Here is a 20,542-nt window from a genome sequence, read left to right as displayed (position 1 = left end):
AATATGACTCAAGCCAAATTTAAGGGTTAGTTACCATCTAATTGGTACTAACTTTGCTTCATCAGTGAAGTTGAAAATGTTAGTTGAGAAATCATGACGAATAAAAATACTGAAATGCAAGCAAAAGCGAAGCAACTGATCCCTGGTCTTTCACAATTGTTGTCAAAGCGACCTGACATGTTTAATCAAAGTGTGTGGCCTAGTTACTTCAGCAAAGCGAAAGGTTGTTATGTTTGGGACCTCAATGAGCAACGATATCTTGATATGTCGATATCTGGCATAGGGGCAAACATTTTAGGGTATGCTGAGCCTGCCGTCGATCAGGCTGTAATTGAAACAATTAATAATGGGGTTAGTTCTAGCTTAAACTGTCCAGAAGAGGTCATGCTGGCAGAGAAGTTAATAGAGCTGCATCCTTGGTCAGATCAAGCCCGGTTCGCAAGGTGTGGTGGAGAGGCAATGACAATTGCAGTAAGAATTGCCCGCGCCGCGACAGGAAAAGATAAAATTGCATTTTGTGGTTACCATGGCTGGCATGACTGGTACTTGGCGGCAAATGTGTCCTCGAAAGAAAACCTAGATGAGCATTTAATTGCGGGTCTATCTCCAGCGGGGGTTCCAAAGGCGTTGGCTGGCACTGCAATACCATTTTCATATAATGACATTGACTCTCTAAAAGAGGTTGTCGAGCAACATGGCCCTGAGCTGGCCGCTATTGTTATGGAGCCAATGCGTAATATTGCACCTAATTCAGAGTATTGGAGTTTCGTTGGAAAAATAGCCAAAACACTGGGTATCCCATTAATAATTGATGAAATATCGATGGGTTTCAGAATTAATTGTGGAGGGTCTCATTTACTGCTTGGTATAGAACCTGATATTGCCGTGTTTTCTAAAGCATTAGCGAATGGTTATGCGATGGCCGCAATAATCGGAAAAGAGAAGTGGATGGATGCTGCACAATCAAGTTTCATCTCCAGTACTATGTGGACGGAGCGAGTGGGTCCAACCGCAGCACTAGCAACTATACGTTATTATGAAGCAAATAACGTGCATGATCATCTTCAAAAAATTGGTGCACTGGTTAAAGCCGGTTGGCAGTCTCTTGCTGAAAAACATGGTTTGAGTATTCATATTTCTGGTATTGATGCCCTGTGTCATTTTTCTTTCGAGCATAATAACCCACTGCAGCTAAAGGCGTATTTTATAGAGCAGATGATAAACCAAGGAGTGTTAGCTACAAATATGTTCTATGCAATGTATGCACATAAAGAACTACACGTAGATGAATATCTATCTGCAGTGGACAATGCTTTTAAAGCAGTAAAGGTCGCTCTGTATGATCCTGAAATGTTGAAAGAGGTTACTCCGACAACTGCTGGTTTTAAAAGGTTAAATTAATATCAACAACTTTTTGAATACTGATATTTGATATTAGACGGGAAAGTACAAAATGACGATTGTTTCCGAGCGTTTCAAAATGAGAGGGTTAACTCCGTCCGACGCAACCGCTGATTATCTTTCATGGTTAAATAGTGATGTCAGTCAGTTTATTTTAAACCGACAACAAACGACCGACGATTTAGTGGCATATATCAATACACAAAATAATACGCCAGATACTTATTTGTATGGAATTTTTACAAAGGAAGCTGAGCAGCATATTGGCAACGTGAAGTTTATTCTTTCAGAATATTCTGGCGGAACTTCGGCTGAAATGGGGATCTTGATTGGCGATAAAAATTGGCATGGCAAGGGAGTTGCGAAAGAGGTGATTTTTGCTTTTATCACAATAGCAAAAGACAAATACAACCTTAAGAGAGTGTTTTTGGGCGTTGATAAGTCTAATGTCCCGGCTGTGAAAGCGTACATTAAAATGGGTTTCAAGACTTTGGAGCCTGATCAGCTCGATGATGAAAGTCTCTCTGGGGTTAAAATGGAATTGTTATTAAATTAGTTATTGGTTTGGCCGATAACAAAGCATTGAAGTATTTTAGTTATTAGTATGAATCAAAGTGACTCTATTTATGAAAGCTTAAAAAATAAGGACTTTCATATTATTATTCAGGCGCGCATGACATCAACTCGCTTGCCTAAAAAAGTGATGTTGCCTTTGTGTGGACGTCCAGTGCTTCAGGTTATGATTGAGCGCTTATCCCCTTTCAAAGACAAAATTATTGTAGCAACAACTAATGATGGCTCCCAAACCCCAATTACCGAACTGTGCAAGTCTTTGGGGGTAAAATTTGTTGAGGGGGATACTCACGATGTGCTGAGCAGGTATTACTTAGCAGCAGAGTTAGTTAACGCGAAACCAGATACAGTACTTGTTCGCTGTACTAGTGATTGCCCTTTGATTGATGCCTATGAAACCGCTAAGGTCGTCTCTCATTTCTTTAATATCCGCAACAATTTTGATTATGTATGCGCGGGTCCTCATTGTGGATTTCCAAATGGCCTTGACACCGAGGTATTTACATTCGCAGCGCTAGCACAAGCACATACCAGTGCTAGCCGAGATTTTGAGAGAGAGCACCTGACACAGTATATAGTGAAAAATTTGAAGGTCGCTGATTATAGTTATCATGAGGATTTATCTCATTGGCGTTTGACTTTAGACGAACCAGATGACTATCTAGCAATACAGAAAGTTTTTCAGCTCTTCGATAATAAGACTGAATTTAGTTTTCCTGAACTGAAGAGAAAATTAAAAGCGCACCCAGAAGTACTCGACATAAATAAACATGTTGAGCAAGTAAAAGTTGGATAAATATGTTTAAACAAGAGCTTAAAATAGATGGGCGTCTAGTCGGACATCAACACCCGAATTATATTATTGCTGAGATGTCAGCAAACCATGGGCAAAGCTTAAGTCGAGCCAAAGAGTTGGTTTATGCGGCAAAGGAAGCGGGTGCCGATGCAATTAAATTACAAACATATAGTGCCGACACGCTTACAATGAAGTGTGATTTACCACATTTCTTTATTAAAGATGGGCCGTGGAAAGGGCAGTATTTATACGATCTTTATCAACATGCGTATATGCCTTGGGAGTTTCATGCTGAACTTTTTGAATTAGCTAAAAAAATAGGGATTACTTGCTTTTCTTCACCATTCGATAAATCAGCTGTTGATTTATTAGAACAACTTGATGCGCCGGCATACAAAATTGCGTCTCCAGAGCTGATTGATCATCAACTTATTCGTGATGTTGCCGCAACCGGCAAGCCTATGATTATGTCTACTGGCGGTGCGACTCTGCCTGAAATTGCAGACGCAGTAAAAGTAGCAAAAGATGCCGGTGTTACTGAATTATGTCTGTTAAAGTGTACCAGTACTTATCCGGCACCTGCTGATAGTATTAATCTAAGAACAATACCACACATGCGAGAAGCTTTTTCGGTTCCTGTTGGTTTGTCAGATCATACTCTAGGGAACGATGTGCCTTTAGCGTCGGTTGCTGTGGGTGGATGTGTTATCGAAAAGCACTTTGTAATGGATAAAAATGATCAAACTGCAGATAGCTTTTTCTCAATGACACCAGAAGAATTACAAAATCTTGTACATGGTGTAAGACAGATCGAGAAAGCGATGGGGCGAGTACATTACCCTGATACTCCTTGTCAAAAACGCCGTTGTGTTTACCTTATTAAGGACGTTAAATCGGGTGAAACGCTGTCTGATATGCATTTGCGACAAATGCGCCCAGGTGGAGGCGAAATTCAACCAAAGCACTTGCCATCGCTTATCGGGCGACGAGTAAATAAGTCTTTACCTGCAGGTACTCAGCTTAAATGGGAGGATTTTTGTTAATGCCTAGCGAAACTCAGTTACTTGAATTTTTTCATACCTTTCTATTAGCTCGTGGTGTAGCGGTTAAGAGTGAACAGCTACAAAGTTTTAATTTTATGGAATCCGGGTTATTAGACTCATTTGAAATGTTATCAATGGTAATGCAGATCGAAACCGACTTTGGGGTTCGTCTAACACCTGAGCAAATGTTGAGACCAGGCTCAGCGACAGTGGGTGGCCTCATTGATGTGATCTTGAGGTCTTGATGTTTGTTTTTCGTGTTAACAGCACTCAAGGAATTGGCCACTTAAAACGATGCTTGAATTTGGCTAAGGAGCTTAGTGTTCGGGGCTGTGGTAGTCATTTTATTTTAGATGAAAATGACTGTCTGAGTGACTATATCGGTGGTATCAACTACAGCGTCACCCTAATTACTCATGGGACGAGTGAATATGATGATGCCCAACAAACTTTATCTATCGCTTACCAAGTAGGTGCTGAAGCTATCGTTGTTGACTCTTATCTATTAGGTAAAGAGTGGGAAAGCCAAATTCAAGATCGATTTAAACTTGTTGTAATAGATGATTTGGGTCGTGAACATTTAGCCAATACATTAATAGATATTAGATGGCGAGGAGATCAAACCGAAGCTTATTATCATCATTTGATATCTCATGACTGTGAAACTCTTTTGGGACCTAAATATGCTTTACTTGAAAGTGTATATCACGACAGTTCGCGCGCAGATATAGAACGTTCTCATCTGCTATTTTCCCTCGGTGGTGGGGGGGATTGGGAGGTATTGACTCCTATAATTGAATTAGTGTGTGAGCTTAGGCCAAGTCAGCCAATAGAAATTGTCCTAGGACCATCTGCAACAAACTATGACTCGATAATAGCGTTGCAGCATATTTATCCACAAGTTGAAATAAACAGAAGTCCAGAAAGTTTGTACTCAAGCTTTATTAGAGCACAGTTGTTTGTTGGTGCTTTGGGTACTTCGTTGTATGAACTTGCTGCAACAAAAACACCTGCACTTACATTTAGTATGGCTAAAAATCAAGAGCACAATCAGAGCTGGTTGGATGATTTAGGACACTGTTTGCACCTGCCTGAATTTTCATCTAGTGATCCGTTGGAAGTTGTTGAATTGATTAATATATTACTTGATAATTCAGACAAGCTAGCTAAGTGCAGAAACCACAGTAAAGTTTGCGTCGATGGCCGGGGAGCTGCTAGAGTTTCAAACTATTTATTATCACAACAGACACAGTCTGAAGCGGAAGTACAGCCACTTTGTAAACGTGAATATCTACCTATAGCAGCAGATTTAACCGTCAGGATGGTAGACTTTTTTGATATTAATCGCTATTTACACGCCCGCAATAGTCAACATAATAACGTCAGAATGACTATCACGGAAGCTATCCCGACACTTGGTCACTACAAGTGGTGGCATCAAAATCAACGTGAAAACTTTGTCGTTGAATTAGATGGCAATCCTCTCATCTATATTTGGCACCAATCACTAGAGCAAAACGGACAAACATACTTATATGGCGGCTGGTTTTCAGCCCTTGAGCAGGTTAATTTTGCGTATGTCCAGTTGGCATTAAACTGGCAGCTAAAACTCTGTGAGGAAGAATATCCTGATGGTATTTGGCTTGCGGTAATCCATAAAGACAATAAATTTGTTAATTTGCTGAATCAGCATAATGGCTTTAAAGCTATTGAGGTCGATAGTCCTCATTTTCAGGTTACACAATCAATTTTCCCGTCAGCTGATCCTAAAAAGTTTAATTATGTAATGTTAACTAGAGAGAACGAGCATGGATAATATATACCACCTTTTTCATCGAAATGTGGAAAAGTCGCCAGATAAGGTGGCAATAGTATTTTCCGGAACGGAAGTTACCTATAGCTCGTTATTTAATCAAGTCTTAATTTTAAGTCGTTTTTTTAAGGATCAGGGCCTAACACCAGGGCAAAGAATTGCATTATTTGCACCCAATGGCATTGAATACCCTGTTGTATTACTAGCTGCTGCGAAATTGGGTTTAGCTGTCGTACCGTTGCCAATAACCTTAAAGGGAGCTGCGTTAGAAATAGCGCTGAAGAAGACTCCTGTAAGTATGGCCATTTGTTGGCCTACTGTTAGTCGTACTTTATTAGAAAGTGCGGTTGTGAGAGAAGATGAGGTTATAACTTTAGGTGAAAGTGTTCTCGGTGAACGTTGTTGGGAAGATATTCTCACCGGTGTAGAACATGACGAAGAATACTCGAATGCAGCGCCTGAGTTGGACTTTATTTTGACTATGACGTCAGGCTCAACAGGTTCACCAAAACCAATCGTGTTAAGTCAAAAGTGTAAAATTGAACGCGCGTTTTCAGCAACGATAAATTACTATCAATTAACGTCAGATGATGTCATTTTGGTCGCAACACCGCTTTATCATTCCCTTGCCCAACGGGGGGTGTTAATGCCGTTAATGCTCGGTGCCACAACTGTGATTTTACCTAAGTTTCAGCTGCAAAACTGGCTAGATGCTATCGAGCAGTATCAAGTAAGCTTCTTGTTTGCGGTGTCTTCACAGCTTGAGGGGTTAGTTGCCCAAAGTGTCGAAAACAAAGACATTTCCTCCGTCCGAATACTTGTGTCTTCATCAGCTGTTTTAAATACAGTTACGAAAGCGAAGTTATTAAAGTTACTTAGCTGCGAGTTTCATGAATGCTATGGTGCATCTGAAGTGGGGGTAGTAACGGACTTTTGTATTGATGATGAAAATGGAAATCAGGGCAGTGTAGGTAAACCTCTCCCATTTGTGGATGTAAAGATCTGTGACGGCCACCGAAAGCCTGTTGAAATCGGAGTCGTCGGAGAAATTGCCTGTAAAACTACAACTCAATTTTCAGGTTATTTGAAACAGTTAGAGGCCACAAAAGCTGCATATGATGATACAGGTTATTTTTACACAGGCGATTTGGGCTACCTGAATAAGGAAGGTTTTCTATTTTATGTGGGTCGCAAAAAAGAGGTAATATCAAGTGGTGGCATCAATATTTACCCACAAGATATTGAAGAGGTAATAAAGCGTCACCCCTTAGTTACTGATTGCGTTGCTTTTGGCGTTGCCGATCCTACTTTAGGAGAAGTCATTAAAGTAGTCTACGAGCAGGCGAATGTACAAGAAGAAGAGAGCCTTGAGCGAGCGTTACGTAAATTATGCTTCGCTGAATTGACCGATTATCAACAGCCTCGGATTATTGAAAAGTGTGACAATTTAGCCCGAAATGCGATGGGAAAAGTACTCCGACAGCAAGTCAAAGAGACATACAGCTAGTCAGGTCGACAAGCACTTTAGAGAGTAATAGCATGAAGATTTCACTAATAGTACCAACTTACAACAGCGCTGAGTATATTCAAGCTTGCCTTGCAAGTTTGGTGACTCAATTAGAAGATTTCGCTGAGATCATCGTAATTGATGATTGCTCAACGGATGATACTTTTGCGTTGTTATCAGCTTTTGCGAAGCGCAATCAAGCTGTACATGTGCTCCAGACTGAAACTAATAGTGGTCCGGGAGTTGCGCGTAATTTGGGTATAGAGCATGCTAAAGGGGAGTGGATTTTATTTGTTGACAGTGATGACGCATTGACTGATCTAGCGTTAAAGCAGTTGATACAATTTGTTGATTTCGAGGCTGTTAATTGTGATGTGGTGGCTTTTGACTGGCGATATAAAAAAGATAAAGTTAACAATGAGACATTTCACTTTGAAGGTCGGTTTGATAAACCTGAATTTACAAATGAAAAAGCGTTGTTGTTAGAAAAATACGTAAAATTTAGAATGGATCATTCGGCAATTTACTTGATGATCAAGCGTCAATTATTGATAGAGCATCAGGTGTCCTTTGCTGGTGGCTTCCATGAAGATATTGACTTTACCTTTTTAGTGTACTGGCATGCAAGGGAAGTAAAATTACTGGATGAAGTTATCTATTTAAAAACCCCACGACCTGGTTCAATAGTGAATTCGGTTAGCATGTCTCACATCAAAGGGTTTTATCGTTCTTATGCAGTGATCCACACACTCCTCAAATCAGTTTCAAAGAACCAGAGCCTGCATACTGCTTTCTTAACCGGTGTTATTGGGTTGGTTGCTACTTGCATCCGGAAAATATTCTTAAAAGCGCCAAGTAAGGAGCTTAGAGAGCCTCTCTATGAATATACGTTTAAACAACTTAACGATTTTTCTGTGCCTATTGATAGCCTACCATTGGACAAAACCTATTACAGTTTGTTAGTAAAACACTTTCTTAATACCATGATGACGCATGAAACCGCAGCGCAGCCTCGAAGTGAAGTAATAGATGAATTCCTAGAAGAAAACGAAGGGAAAAAGTGGAGTTGTATAGACTTACATCATTCCGCGTTTCTTGCACCAAAAGAAATTCGTACTTGTTGTAAGCGTTTCTTTGTCGACAACGAAATGCGTGGCGACGTAACTATTGTTAATAGTGAGCAGCTAGAGCAATCCGAAAATCTAGTAAAAACGATAATGGATGCAAAGAAAAAGCTATTTGCAGATATCAATATGGGTGAGCCGACAGGTTGCGATGGTTGCCCTTATCTAGAGTTTAAACAGTGGGGGGCGATTGAATCTAGTAAAATTACAAAGGTATCGTATGAGCATCACTCAGTATGTAACTTGAAATGTAGCTACTGTAGCGATACTTACTACGGTGGAGAAAAGCCAGCTTACGACGTACTGGCTTTGCAAAAAGCATTATTAGATGAGCAACGGCTGAGTGAAAAAGCGCTTTGCATTTGGGGGGGAGGGGAACCTACCTCTGATAAGCATTTTTCTAAATTACTTTTGCAGACGACGGAGCGATTACCGCTATCAAGCAACCGGGTTATAACTAATGCGGTAGTGTTTAATAAAGCGATCTATGAGCTACTGCTCGCTAAGAAAGTTAGCATATTTACGAGTATAGATGCGGGGACTGAAGAAACGTTTGTCAAGATCCGAGGTAAAAACAGCTTACATAAGGTGATGGAAAACCTTGTAAAATACTCCAGTGCTAATGCCGAAGCCGTTACGGTTAAATACATATTCACGGATGGAAATAAGTTTCAAGCGGAAATTCGTGCGTTTGCCGAGCTAATTGCTCGATATCAGCTGAAAGCTTGTAATTTTCAGATAAGTTTTGATTTTAAAGAAGAGCGTATTAGCAGCGATGATTTGGTGCTTATTGTGCGTCTATATAAATCATTAAAGCAGCTTGGCGCACACGTGGTTTATTTAGACGACTTGATACTCATGCGTATCGGAGAGTTAAGCGTTGATGAAGAGGCGTTGTTAGCGGATAAATTGGAGCTGGCTGGGCTGAATGATATCGTCGCGTTAGCGGACTCCAAAGTGCCTGTTGCTCTTTGGGGGGCTGGAGAAACAGCACGCTTGTTATTAGAGCATAGCAACTACTTCAAAAGAGTCGAGTTAGCTTACTTTGTTGATCCAGACCCCAATAAAATTGGAACCACGTTTATGGGTAAACCGGTTTATGCACCAGATGTGCTGACAAAAACCCACACACCGGTGTTTATCGCAGCGGTTCAGTACTATGCTCCGATATATAGAGAATTTAAGCAACTAGGCTTGCCTGACAGCCGTTTGATTAACAAGCTTATTATCTAATCTGGACAGTGGGCAAGCTGAGAAGGTCAATTGCACTTTGCGGCTACACGATGTAAAAGCACTATTATGTTCAGCACAAGGTGAACTACAAAAGATAGGTTTAACAACACCTTATACAAGGAAGGGATATCCCGGAAGTGATTTTTATTTTAGTGGTATGAAGAGCTAAACCGGAGGTAAAAGTAGTTACAAAGCTTGGCTAATTCAGAACTCAAGAGCGAACTGTCTGATGCAATTGGCTGAAAATTTATTCCCTAAAATTGATTAGGGAATAAATAAGGTCTATTGAAACGATGTTAATTCGCTATTTTTTCCCAAGTACCAGAATGTACAGATTCTTTGGCGGCTTTAAATAGGCACAAACCTGCTTTAGCTTGCTCTAGACCAAATACGTAGTCATTGCTTTTCTTTTCACCTTCCAAGTATAGGCATAGCTCGTGGTGTATATCTGCGTATAGGTTAGCGAATGCTTCGACAAACCCGGTAGGGTGGCCTGGCTTCATACGGTTATACCTAAATTGACCTGCGTATTCACATTGTCCTGCGCGGTCCAAAATTTCTCTGCGGCCGTCATTATAGTTGAGTTCAAGTTCATCTGGGTTGAGTTGATACCAAAACGCACTCCCTTTTTCACCATAAATGCGCACTTTTAAGCCATTCCTATGTCCTATTGCTGTCTTGGACATCCACATGCTGCCTTTAATATTACATGGATATTTTAATAGCATATGTACATCATCTACTAAATTTGGGTACTGCGAGTGATTCGCAAATTCTGCTATGGTTTCGTTTGGTTCAATGTCAAGCAAGTAGGTGGACAAGTGATGTAAATGAACGCCTAAATCCAAACAAATTGTTGGAACTTCGCTGTCGTGTAAGCGCCAAGTTTGAGGGCTAGAAGCTTTCCCCGCAATATCTGGAGGTCTACGAAAACCCTCTTGAGGCATCTCTAAATGAACTTTTTGTATGGTTCCCAGCTTATCGTGCTTAATCAGGTGCTTTAGCTCTCTGATCATGGCGTAACCTGAATAGTTGTAGGTTACTGCTAAAAAGTGCTTACTGGCGTTATAAGTTTTCTCGAGAGTTGCTATTTCAAGTGGGCCGCAAACTAATGATTTTTCGCAAATTACGGGTATATCTTGCTCCAACAAAGCTGTGAGAACTTCGATGTGGTGCGGGGTAGGTGTCAATACAACAAATGCATCTACGTTACTTTTCTCTTTTTTTATAAGCTCTTTCCAGCAACGATAAGTGCGTTGCTCTGATATACCCCAGCGATTTGATGTTGCAATGTTTTGTTCCATATCTCGTGAGAAAGCACCAGCAACAACGGTGAATTTGTTGTCGAGTTGAGTGGCTGCAAAGTGTACATAACCGACAGCTGAATTATTGCCACCACCGATGAACGCAAGCTTTAGTGGGGACTGGTTTGTCTTCATTTGCATTTTAATTCCTATTCGTTATGGCCACAATGCGGGGTTGGTTAACGCTAAATCATCCACACTCAAATCTGGCAAGTCACTTGAAGCTATATGAATCGCATTCTCAAAAGCTGATAGTATGTCAGTAAGCTCTCGAGCCTTATTTACTCCAACAACACAGTGATCTATCGCTTTTTGCTGTAATACGTAAGCGAGGCTAATAACTAGCTTGGAGGTATTGAAGGTCTCTGCAAGTTTTGAAATCTGTTCAAGGTTGCTTATCCAAGGCTTGAAGTAAGGCGGTACTTTGTCAGATTCCATCAAAAGCAGCCCCTGTAGAAATATGCTTCGAGCATGAACTTCAATTCCTCGTTGTCGGAATTGAGCTAACCACCCAGCCTGTTCAAAGTATCTATCTAATACATTGTATGGCAGTTGAACGAGATCAAGCTGATAAAGTGATAAGAGCTGTTTACAGTCAGCATTGGCATACATTGATACACCTAGCTTTGAAATTTTTTTTTCACTTTGGAGGGCTGTTAGTCTTTGCCAGATTGCTTCTACTCCAGGCTTTAGGAGATCTGCACTTTGGTGAAATAACACGCCGTATAAAGAGTCGGCGCCGAGTTCCTCAAAAGCACTTTCAATATATTGCAGGTAATGGTCTACATCCGACTTTTCGAAGTAAGCTTTGTTGAGCGGAGGAAGTTTCGTGATCAGATTGAAATCACGTTTGGCTACATGATGATCGTTTAGGACGTTATGACTATTGCCGTAACCGATAGCAGTATCAATCAAGTTGATATTATTTTTTTCAGCAGTCTCTAGAATTTGAGCCACTTCCGCTGTGTCCGGTCTGCCATCAAAATTACTCACTCCATAATCTAAACCAAATTGAACGGTACCTAGTGCTAACTTCATAATAGCTCCGATAATATGGATGAGATATAAGCAATATCTTGTGTTGTCAAATTAGGGTGTAGAGGCAAAGTAATGGCACGTTGGTAGTACGCTTCCGCATTGGGAAAATCACCTTTTTTAAATCCGAGAGATTGGTAAAACGGCTGTAAATGAATCGGGATATAATGGACGTGTGCAAACACTCCTTTATCGCGTAAATGTGTGACCACGTATTTTTGGTCCAAGCCTTCAGGTAGCAGCACGATATAAAGGTGATAAGAGGAGCGACGATTAGATAGCCGAGTTAAATGGCAAAACTGTTTAGGCAAATTATCATTGTAAATCTCAGCCAACTGGTTTCGCCGAGTGACAAAATCTTCTAGGCGCGACATTTGACTTATACCGAGAGCAGCTTGTATATCTGTCAGTCGATAATTAAAGCCTAAAGATTGCTGTTCATAATACCAAGGACCGTGACTTTGCTGGACTAATTCTTTTGGATCAGAGGTAATACCGTGGCTTCTAAATGACTTAGCTCTGTGTGCTAGTTGTCGATGCTTAGTTGTAAGCATGCCTCCTTCAGCACTTGTGATAATCTTTACTGGATGAAAGCTAAATACGCAAATATCACTGTATTTGCAGTTTCCTACAGGTTCCCCTTTGTAATTCGCACCGATAGCGTGGGAGGCATCCTCTATTACTTTAAATCCATATTTTTTCGACAGTTCAGCAATTTCATACATATCGCAAGGCTGACCTGCAAGGTGCACTGGAATGATAGCTTTGGGCAATTTATTTTCAGATCTTGATTGCTCAAGTTTTTTTGTTAAAGCTTGAATCGACATATTACCCGTTTGGGTGTCTATATCAACAAAGTCGATGCTTGCACCGCAATATAGGGCACAGTTACTACTTGCTACAAATGAGACTGGTGAAGTCCAAACGATATCATCTGGACCGATTTCTAACGCTAAGCACGCTATGTGCAAAGCTGAAGTAGCACTATTACATGCGATAGCATGTTCAACATTGCAGTGTTGCGCAACTTTTAACTCAAAATCTTGAACTTTAGGGCCTTGGGTTAGCCAGTCTGACTTTAGAACTTCAATGACAGCATCTATATCATCTTGATTAATATCTTGTCTGCCATATGGGATCATTTAATTGCCTCAATGTTAAATGCCAATATTTCTTCAACAGACATATAATCAGGGTTATCGAGAGAGTTAAATTCGAAGTTAGTATTAACAGGGTGGCCTTTTTCGCCAATTGCGTTGATCGTAAAGTCGTTACTTCGACTACTAAACTTTATACCCGGAGCGATAACGAAATGATCGTCATATTCAAAAGTATCAAAGCATAAGTCTGCAGGACACATTACTTCGTGAAGTTTTTCGCCTGGACGTATACCAATAATTTTCTGTGGTAAGTTGGGGGCCATTGCGGTCGCCAAATCCGTAATCTTTATGGAAGGTATCTTTGGAACGAAGATTTCACCACCTAGCATCCGTTCAAAATTCTTCAGTACAAAGTCAACCCCTTGCTGCAAGCTTATCCAAAAACGGGTCATTTCAGGGTGTGTGATAGGAATGTGATCTTTACCTTCATCAATGAACTTTTGAAAGACAGGAACTACAGAGCCTCTGGAGCAGACAACATTGCCATAACGGACAACGGAAAAAAGAGTTTTATGTCCACCTGCAATATTATTCGCAGCGACGAAAAGTTTATCTGATGCGAGCTTCGTAGCACCGTATAAATTAATTGGATTAGCAGCTTTATCTGTAGAAAGTGCGATTACTTTTTCTACATCATTATCTAAAGCGGCTTCAATCACATTTTCAGCCCCATTAATATTGGTTTTAATACACTCCATAGGATTATATTCAGCAGCAGGAACTTGTTTCAACGCAGCGGCATGAATGACGTAGTTGACGCCCTGCATTGCTCTTCGTAGCCTATCTTTATCTCGTACATCGCCTATAAAGTATCGCATGCAGCGTTGATTAAACTCTTGTTGCATCTCAAACTGTTTCAACTCATCTCGAGAAAAGATAATGATTTTTTTAGGCTTGTATCTCTCGAGCAAAGTTTTTACATATTTTTTGCCAAAAGAGCCTGTGCCGCCGGTTATTAAAATGGTTTTATTATCAAACATAGGGTGTCCACCTACAGGTGCAATCAAAACTTTACAGTATCGAGTATCGAAACTGCTCTAGATATCTCACCGATACAATAAATTAGCTTCTACTCAATACTTTATATCACTTCTATGCGTTTTGCAGTATTTATGCCAGTCATTGCAGGAAATTTAACGGCTATGGTGACTTTTTGCTCACAATAGCGTAGATTAAACCTAATGATAGTGAATGGGGGTATATATGAAAATCCAATCACAAAGTACTGCTTTTTTTAATCGCACGGAGCAGACTGCCAATAAACTCAATCAACAGCTGGCTTCTGGTAAGAAGGTTAATTCTGCTGCGGACGATGCAGCGGCTTTGCAGATCATTAATCGTTTGACGTCTCAACAAGATGGCTATAGTCAATCTATTCGTAACGCATATGATGGTATCTCGTATTCGCAAACTGCTGACTCGGCATTATCGGGTGTGAATGATGCGGTTTCCCGAATTAGAGAATTATCGATTCAATCCGGTAATGGGGCGTTGACAGATAGTGATCGTCAGGCATTGCAAGAGGAAGTATCGCAGTTGCAAACGCAAATCAGCGAAACGTTTGAAAATACTACATTTGGCGGCGCACAAATTTTTGACGGTGAGTCTCGTAGTTTTCAGGTAGGCCCCGATGCTAACACGACCCAGTCGCTTCAGCAGACTGATGGTGGCTTTGCCAGTGCAATATTGAGTGTAGACATATCGACGCAAGCGGGCGCACAAGCTGCCATTGATACGGCAGACACAGTCTCTGAGGATTTAAACAGCCAACGTGCTGAGCTTGGCGCATTTGAAAATGCGGTATCTAGTACAATTCGCTCTGCAAGTAACCAACGTGAGAACATTGCGGCGAGCCAAAGTCGAATTCAAGACACAGATTACGCGCAAGCGGTGAGCGAGCAAGTTGCCAACGATATTTTGTCGCAAGCGTCAATTGCTTTGCGTGGTCAAGCTAACCAGTCTGCATCATCGGTACTAGGTTTATTATAAATTAATACCAAAGTATTGATATAGAACAGCTCTAGTGGCGATTTTTTGGCGTTAATGTCAAAAAGTTGCCACTTAGGTATTGCATCCCCCTTAATCTCTCTTACAATCTAACTATTGAAAAAATTTTAAGTAGATTGGTTCTCAAGCAATGGTCTTGATCTTAGATAACAACAACAAAAGAGCGATCGGATTAGGTGCGGCACTTAGTTTTGTCGGTCAAGCAAATGAAGTGCTGGCTGAAGAGTGTTATGAAGCCAAGATCCTTGATAACAACCAAGAACCAATTTTTGTGTTAGGCGCTTTGCAAAGCTTAACACACGAGACGTTAATAAAATCTCATCCCGCCGTCCCGTTTCTGTTAATAGGTGAAACACTCAGGCCGCTACTTGCATTACCGAATGTGATAGGACTCATCACAGAACCCTTCGGGCAAGAAGTGACAATGCAATTACTACATGACTGCCAGCAATACTTACGTATGCTACCAAACAAAGAAAACAAGCTGCAAAATAAGAGTTTTGATGGTTTAGTTGGGGAAACCGAAGCGGTTAAAAACGTTCGCTTCTTGATTTCTCAAGTGGCTAAAACCGACGCCAATGTCCTTATTTTGGGTGAATCGGGAACTGGTAAGGAAGTGGTTGCACGTAACGTGCACTTATTGTCTAAACGTGCTCAAGGACCATTTGTGCCTGTCAACTGTGGTGCTATCCCTGGTGAGCTGTTAGAAAGCGAGCTTTTTGGTCATGAAAAAGGCGCGTTTACTGGCGCGATTTCAGCCAGAAAAGGGCGCTTTGAACTGGCGCAAGGAGGGACGCTTTTTCTCGATGAAATCGGTGATATGCCACTGCAAATGCAGGTGAAATTGTTACGAGTTTTGCAAGAACGTACCTATGAACGAGTAGGGGGCACAAAGCCTATTCAGGCGGATGTTCGTGTGATTGCGGCGACTCACCGTAATCTTGAAACCATGATTGAAGACGGCAAGTTTCGCGAAGACTTATTTTATAGACTCAATGTATTCCCGATTGAAAACCCCTCCCTAAACGAGCGCGCGGAAGATATTGCGCTACTGCTAAAAGAGTTAACACGTAGAGTAAATGAACAAACGGGCAATTCGGTTAAGTTTACTGATAGAGCCGTAGATAGCTTAAAGTCGCACGCTTGGCCTGGGAATATTCGAGAGCTTGCAAACCTTGTGGAACGAATGGTGATTATGTTCCCGGACAAGGTTGTCGATGTGACGGATTTACCACAAAAATACCGCTACATAGAAGTCGAAGCGTTTGAGCCTGAGTATCCAGAAGAACTATTAGAAAAAGATGCGTTTAATGAACTATTTAGCGATGGCTTTAGTGACGACGAAGAGGACATGGTAGCGGAAGATTTTGCGCCGCAAGCATCGAATGTTGGCATACTGCCAGAGGAAGGGATAGAGTTAAAAGAATATCTGGCAGAGCTTGAAATTGATTTGATCACTCAAGCTTTAGAGCGCTACGATTATGTGGTTGCAAGAGCTGCAGAAATATTGGGTGTTCGCCGTACAACATTAGTTGAGAAGATGAAAAAGTATAATCTCAACCGTGATTGATAGTTCATCGATTACTACCTAATCAACTCAGCAAGGCCGCTTAACATGCGGCCTTGTGTTTTATTGTTTAAGGTCGAGTAAAATCAAAGTCTTGATAACTGGCAATAATGGTTTGTTTGCAAAAACAGTTATCGGCATGGTCGTTAACCATGCCGCATGCTTGCATATGTGCATACACGGTCGTTGAGCCTAAAAACTTAAATCCACGTTTTTTTAAGTCTTTGGCAAATTTGTCGCTGAGTTCACTGGTGGCAACGGCATCGTGTTTGTCACGCATGGGGTTGATAACAGGCTTGTAATTAACAAATTGCCACTGGTATCTTGCAAAGCTGCCAAACTCTTGCTGAATTTCAATAAATCGCTTAGCGTTATTTATTGTTGCTGCGATTTTTGCGCGGTTTCTGATAATTCCGTCAAATGCTAATAACCGTTCCACATCTTGCTCTGTCATCTGGCTCACTTTGTGTACATCAAAATTGTGGAATGCTTTTCTATAGCCTTCACGTTTTTTCAAGATGGTATACCAGCTTAGGCCAGCTTGCGCAGATTCCAATGTAATAAACTCAAACAAACTCTGGTCGTCCAGTACGGGCCTTCCCCATTCCTTATCATGATATTCAACATAATCAGGTTTACTTTCGTCCACCCAGCCGCATCGTATTGTCATTGTTGGCTCTCTTCTATCTAATTATGAATGTGAATAAGCTAAATGATTTACTACGCCAACTACTCATTACGGCATCACATTTGGCTTTCAAAAACTCTAGCATAGTGCTGTATATAAAAACAGTGTCAATAAATTGATATTGTTTAGTGTTGTGTAACTATATGTTTTAAATGAAATATAAAGTTGGATCGTTTTTTGCTTTTATCCATTGAGTTTATTTTTAAGAGAGCGGAAAAATGGCATTAGCACATGTTATTAATCCACAATTTGTACCAACGATGAATCGCTACAATCCCTGTTTGCTGCAAGAAGCCTATGTCGGTGAATTAAGCGACCTTAGGCAGCAGGCGAGTTGGTTAAGTCACCTTGTTGATACTATGCCTGCAGGTGTCGTGGTACTCGATGGTCAAGGTATGATTGCCAAGGCAAATCAAATCGCGATGGATATGTTGGGTGAACCACTCGAAGGCGAAAAGTGGTTTAGTATTATTCAGCGTTCATTTCGACCACAGCAGGACGACGGTCATGAAGTCTCTCTTAAAGATGGCAGAAGAATTAAGCTAGATATTACCGCGCTAACACCAGAACCTGGCCAGCTCATTTTGATGACAGATCTCACCGAGACGCGCAGGCTTCAAAGTCGTGTTGCGCATATGCAAAGATTGAGTGCATTGGGAAAAATGGTCGCTTCACTGGCCCACCAAGTGCGTACGCCGTTATCGGCTGCGATGTTATATGGTGCAAACCTAGGTGCAGCTAACCTTCCTTCGGCTTCTCGAGAAAAGTTTCATGACAAGTTGATGTCTCGCCTAAAAGACTTAGAAAGCCAAGTTAATGACATGCTGTTGTTCGCTAAAAGTGGTGAACAACAAGTCGTTGAGCGAGTGTCAATGCAACAGTTATTGAGTGAAGTCAAAGCGGGTGCTGACGCTATGGTTGAGCTTAACCAAGCAAAGCTGGAAGCATTTTTACCCGAGCCAGATATCGAAATATTAGGTAATCGTACTGCGCTTGCAAGTGCGATCCAAAACCTGATCCACAACAGTATTCAAATTATTGGCAGTGCGGCACACATTGAACTTAATGCAGAGCGCGAGCCGTGTGGCGAGTATGTACGTATCTCAGTTGTTGATAATGGGCCTGGCATTGATGAAACCTTAGTAGACAAGTTGTTTGAACCATTTTTTACAACTAAGTCGCAGGGGACTGGGCTAGGACTTGCGGTGGTTAATTCGGTTGCTAACGCGCATAAAGGGTTTGCGCAGGCAGACAATGTTGAAGGTAAGGGTGCGCGTTTTAGCTTGGTACTACCACTAATTGAGGCGGAGGAACTATGAGTAACAGAGTTTTAGTTGTTGAAGATGATGCTGGTTTAAGAGAAGCACTCATTGATACATTGCAGCTTTCAAATATTGAGTGCGTAGAAGCAAGTTGTGCGGAACAAGCCGTTTTATTGCTAAAGCAGGAAACCTTTTCTTTGGTGGTGAGTGACGTGCAAATGGGTGCCATGAGTGGACTTGACTTATTAAAGACTATTAAACTCAACTATCCAGAATTACCAGTATTGATGATGACAGCATACGCAACCATTGATGATGCGGTTGAAGCGATGAGATTGGGCGCTATCGACTATATGGCCAAGCCATTTGCACCTGAAGTGTTGCTCAATATGGTTGGTCGTTATTTACCTGAGAAGGAAAAAGAGACTGACGGCCCCATTGTTGCCGATCCAAAGAGTATTAAACTACTTGAACTGGCTGCAAAAGTAGCTAAGTCGGATGCCAGCGTTATGGTACTTGGGCCAAGCGGTTCAGGTAAAGAAGTGTTGGCTCGCTATATTCACGATAAATCAGATAGAGCAGACGAGCCTTTTATCGCAATTAACTGCGCTGCAATTCCAGAGAATATGCTTGAAGCAACCTTATTTGGCTACGAAAAAGGGGCGTTTACAGGTGCCATTCAAGCGTGTCCTGGAAAATTTGAGCAAGCGCAAAAGGGAACCATTTTGCTTGATGAGATCACTGAGATGGATTTGGGCTTACAAGCAAAACTACTTCGTGTGCTACAAGAGCGTGAGGTAGAGCGTCTAGGCAGCAGAAAAACCATTTCACTGGATGTCAGAGTGTTGGCAACCAGTAACCGCGATTTAAAAGAAGCGGTGGATGATGGGGTATTTAGAGAAGATTTATATTACCGTCTCAATGTTTTCCCGCTAGAGTGGCTGCCATTGAAAGACAGAGCGGGTGATATCGCTGTGTTAGCTGAGCATTTGTTGGTAAGACATACGCAAAAAGCAGGCAAGTCAACACCTATACTAAGCAGCGGTGCAAAGCGCAAGCTCAGTTCGCACACTTGGCCAGGAAACGTACGGGAGCTAGACAACGTTATTCAACGCGCCCTAATTTTGTTCCAAGGTAATGAAATTCAAGAAGATGATATTTTTATCGAAAATTTCTCACCGATGGCTTTGGTTGAGTCATCTCCAACTGTAAACCATGAGGCATCAGTTTTAATGGAGCGCTCGCAAAGTGATGATGAGATCATTAGCTATAAAGATGAGTTACAGGATAAAGAGCACCAAATTATTTTAGATACGCTGGCAAAGTTTAATGGTAAACGTAAAGAGGTAGCGGAGGTATTGGGCATGAGCCCTCGCACACTTCGCTATAAGCTGGCGAAAATGCGAGATTTAGGGATTGCGCTACCCGCTTAACCTAAATTACCTGAGCTTAAAAGGAATGAGTTAACTCATTCCTTATCCAAACCTCAAGTTAAATTTTATCTGTTAATTCAAGTTTAATAAGGTGCCTATAAAGATCAGCAGATCTTAGGCTCCTAATTTTCACTTCTATGTACTGCCAATTTTTCGACATGCAAAAAACAATGTAACATACTGAAAAATAAAGGTTTTAAGTTGGCACGTTTTCTGCTTTATTAATGGTAACTAAGAGTTATTTTGAGTAAAGCATCATGAAAGTACAATCATCAGCGCTATTTCAAGAAATGCAGGCTATGGCTGCAGAAGCGACGAGAAACACACAGCCATCAGTGCAGCCAGTAAAGACGGCAGCATCTTCGTCGGCTCAGTTTGGCGATTTACTCTCAGACGCACTTAATACAGTTCATGGCTTACAACAAGAAGCAAAACAAAAAGTCACCGCAGTTGAAATGGGTGACAGAAGCATTTCTCTTGCAGAAGCCATGATAGCGAAACAAAAATCGTCGGTCGCTTTTGAGGCTACAGTGCAAGTTCGTAATAAACTTGTTGAGGCCTATAAAGAAATCATGAGCATGCCAGTTTAATTGAGT

General features: G+C 41.2%; 18 protein-coding genes. 13 read left to right on the top strand and 5 right to left on the bottom strand.

What is annotated here, in order from left to right; genetic code table 11:
- The first annotated feature begins 93 nt into the window (after nt 1-93).
- From DRB05_RS16495 to DRB05_RS16460, 8 genes are read left to right on the top strand one after another with little or no spacing between them, the layout of a single operon-like run.
- Nucleotides 94-1,401, top strand: a complete 1,308-nt coding sequence (locus tag DRB05_RS16495; RefSeq protein ID WP_128727896.1) for an aminotransferase class III-fold pyridoxal phosphate-dependent enzyme — start codon at nt 94-96, stop codon at nt 1,399-1,401.
- Between the two features lie 52 nt (nt 1,402-1,453).
- The gene (locus DRB05_RS16490) at nt 1,454-1,957 is read left to right on the top strand and encodes a GNAT family N-acetyltransferase (protein ID WP_128727895.1); all 504 of its coding nucleotides are present in this window, start codon (nt 1,454-1,456) and stop codon (nt 1,955-1,957) included.
- A gap of 48 nt (nt 1,958-2,005) precedes the next feature.
- A complete protein-coding gene (locus DRB05_RS16485) occupies nt 2,006-2,770 on the top strand; it encodes a glycosyltransferase family protein (protein WP_128727894.1) in 765 nt (254 codons plus the stop codon).
- 2 nt (nt 2,771-2,772) lie between these two features.
- Nucleotides 2,773-3,813: a pseudaminic acid synthase gene (pseI, locus tag DRB05_RS16480; RefSeq protein WP_128727893.1), complete on the top strand. Its 1,041-nt coding sequence runs from the start codon at nt 2,773-2,775 to the stop codon at nt 3,811-3,813.
- A complete protein-coding gene (locus DRB05_RS16475; protein ID WP_161568698.1) occupies nt 3,813-4,058 on the top strand; it encodes a phosphopantetheine-binding protein in 246 nt (81 codons plus the stop codon). The genes pseI and DRB05_RS16475 overlap by 1 nt, the downstream gene beginning before the upstream one ends.
- Nucleotides 4,058-5,629, top strand: coding sequence for a UDP-2,4-diacetamido-2,4,6-trideoxy-beta-L-altropyranose hydrolase (pseG, locus tag DRB05_RS16470; RefSeq protein WP_128727891.1), 1,572 nt, complete (start codon nt 4,058-4,060; stop codon nt 5,627-5,629). Before DRB05_RS16475 ends, pseG begins: the two co-directional genes overlap by 1 nt.
- Nucleotides 5,622-7,133 carry a class I adenylate-forming enzyme family protein gene (locus tag DRB05_RS16465; RefSeq protein WP_128727890.1) on the top strand — a complete coding sequence of 504 codons (1,512 nt, stop codon included), beginning with the start codon at nt 5,622-5,624 and terminating at the stop codon, nt 7,131-7,133. Before pseG ends, DRB05_RS16465 begins: the two co-directional genes overlap by 8 nt.
- A 32-nt stretch (nt 7,134-7,165) precedes the next feature.
- Nucleotides 7,166-9,490 (top strand): glycosyltransferase, encoded by a 2,325-nt coding sequence (locus tag DRB05_RS16460; RefSeq protein ID WP_128727889.1) that lies wholly within the window; start codon nt 7,166-7,168, stop codon nt 9,488-9,490.
- A 296-nt stretch (nt 9,491-9,786) separates the two neighbouring features.
- Here the strand turns inward: DRB05_RS16460 and DRB05_RS16455 are convergent, their stop codons facing one another.
- The 4 genes from DRB05_RS16455 to pseB are packed head-to-tail and all read right to left on the bottom strand — an operon-like array spanning nt 9,787 to nt 13,969.
- Nucleotides 9,787-10,935, bottom strand: a complete 1,149-nt coding sequence (locus DRB05_RS16455) for a Gfo/Idh/MocA family oxidoreductase (protein ID WP_235956524.1) — start codon at nt 10,933-10,935, stop codon at nt 9,787-9,789.
- A 15-nt stretch (nt 10,936-10,950) separates the two neighbouring features.
- Nucleotides 10,951-11,832: an aldo/keto reductase gene (locus DRB05_RS16450; protein WP_128727888.1), complete on the bottom strand. Its 882-nt coding sequence runs from the start codon at nt 11,830-11,832 to the stop codon at nt 10,951-10,953.
- Nucleotides 11,829-12,971 carry a UDP-4-amino-4,6-dideoxy-N-acetyl-beta-L-altrosamine transaminase gene (gene pseC, locus DRB05_RS16445; protein WP_128727887.1) on the bottom strand — a complete coding sequence of 381 codons (1,143 nt, stop codon included), beginning with the start codon at nt 12,969-12,971 and terminating at the stop codon, nt 11,829-11,831. Before pseC ends, DRB05_RS16450 begins: the two co-directional genes overlap by 4 nt.
- Nucleotides 12,968-13,969: a UDP-N-acetylglucosamine 4,6-dehydratase (inverting) gene (pseB, locus tag DRB05_RS16440; protein WP_128727886.1), complete on the bottom strand. Its 1,002-nt coding sequence runs from the start codon at nt 13,967-13,969 to the stop codon at nt 12,968-12,970. The genes pseC and pseB overlap by 4 nt, the downstream gene beginning before the upstream one ends.
- Before the next feature lie 223 nt (nt 13,970-14,192).
- Between pseB and DRB05_RS16435 the strand changes: the two genes are divergently transcribed.
- Nucleotides 14,193-14,978 (top strand): flagellin, encoded by a 786-nt coding sequence (locus DRB05_RS16435; RefSeq protein ID WP_128727885.1) that lies wholly within the window; start codon nt 14,193-14,195, stop codon nt 14,976-14,978.
- Between the two features lie 148 nt (nt 14,979-15,126).
- Complete coding sequence (locus DRB05_RS16430; protein WP_128727884.1) at nt 15,127-16,566, top strand: sigma-54 dependent transcriptional regulator; 1,440 nt, start codon at nt 15,127-15,129, stop codon at nt 16,564-16,566.
- 67 nt (nt 16,567-16,633) lie between these two features.
- Here the strand turns inward: DRB05_RS16430 and DRB05_RS16425 are convergent, their stop codons facing one another.
- Nucleotides 16,634-17,233: a DNA-3-methyladenine glycosylase I gene (locus DRB05_RS16425; protein WP_128727883.1), complete on the bottom strand. Its 600-nt coding sequence runs from the start codon at nt 17,231-17,233 to the stop codon at nt 16,634-16,636.
- A 236-nt stretch (nt 17,234-17,469) separates the two neighbouring features.
- Here DRB05_RS16425 and DRB05_RS16420 point away from each other — a divergent pair, with 236 nt between their 5' ends.
- From DRB05_RS16420 to fliE, 3 genes are all read left to right on the top strand, one after another.
- Nucleotides 17,470-18,570, top strand: a complete 1,101-nt coding sequence (locus DRB05_RS16420) for an ATP-binding protein (RefSeq protein ID WP_128727882.1) — start codon at nt 17,470-17,472, stop codon at nt 18,568-18,570.
- Nucleotides 18,567-19,946, top strand: a complete 1,380-nt coding sequence (locus DRB05_RS16415; RefSeq protein ID WP_128727881.1) for a sigma-54 dependent transcriptional regulator — start codon at nt 18,567-18,569, stop codon at nt 19,944-19,946. Before DRB05_RS16420 ends, DRB05_RS16415 begins: the two co-directional genes overlap by 4 nt.
- 257 nt (nt 19,947-20,203) lie before the next feature.
- Nucleotides 20,204-20,536: a flagellar hook-basal body complex protein FliE gene (gene fliE / locus DRB05_RS16410; protein WP_128727880.1), complete on the top strand. Its 333-nt coding sequence runs from the start codon at nt 20,204-20,206 to the stop codon at nt 20,534-20,536.
- Nucleotides 20,537-20,542: the final 6 nt, after the last annotated feature.

The organism is Pseudoalteromonas sp. A757, assembly GCF_004103285.1.
Taxonomy (GTDB): domain Bacteria; phylum Pseudomonadota; class Gammaproteobacteria; order Enterobacterales; family Alteromonadaceae; genus Pseudoalteromonas; species Pseudoalteromonas galatheae.
Note: the sequence above shows the minus strand (reverse complement) of the source record. Positions and strands in the feature narration are given on the sequence as shown.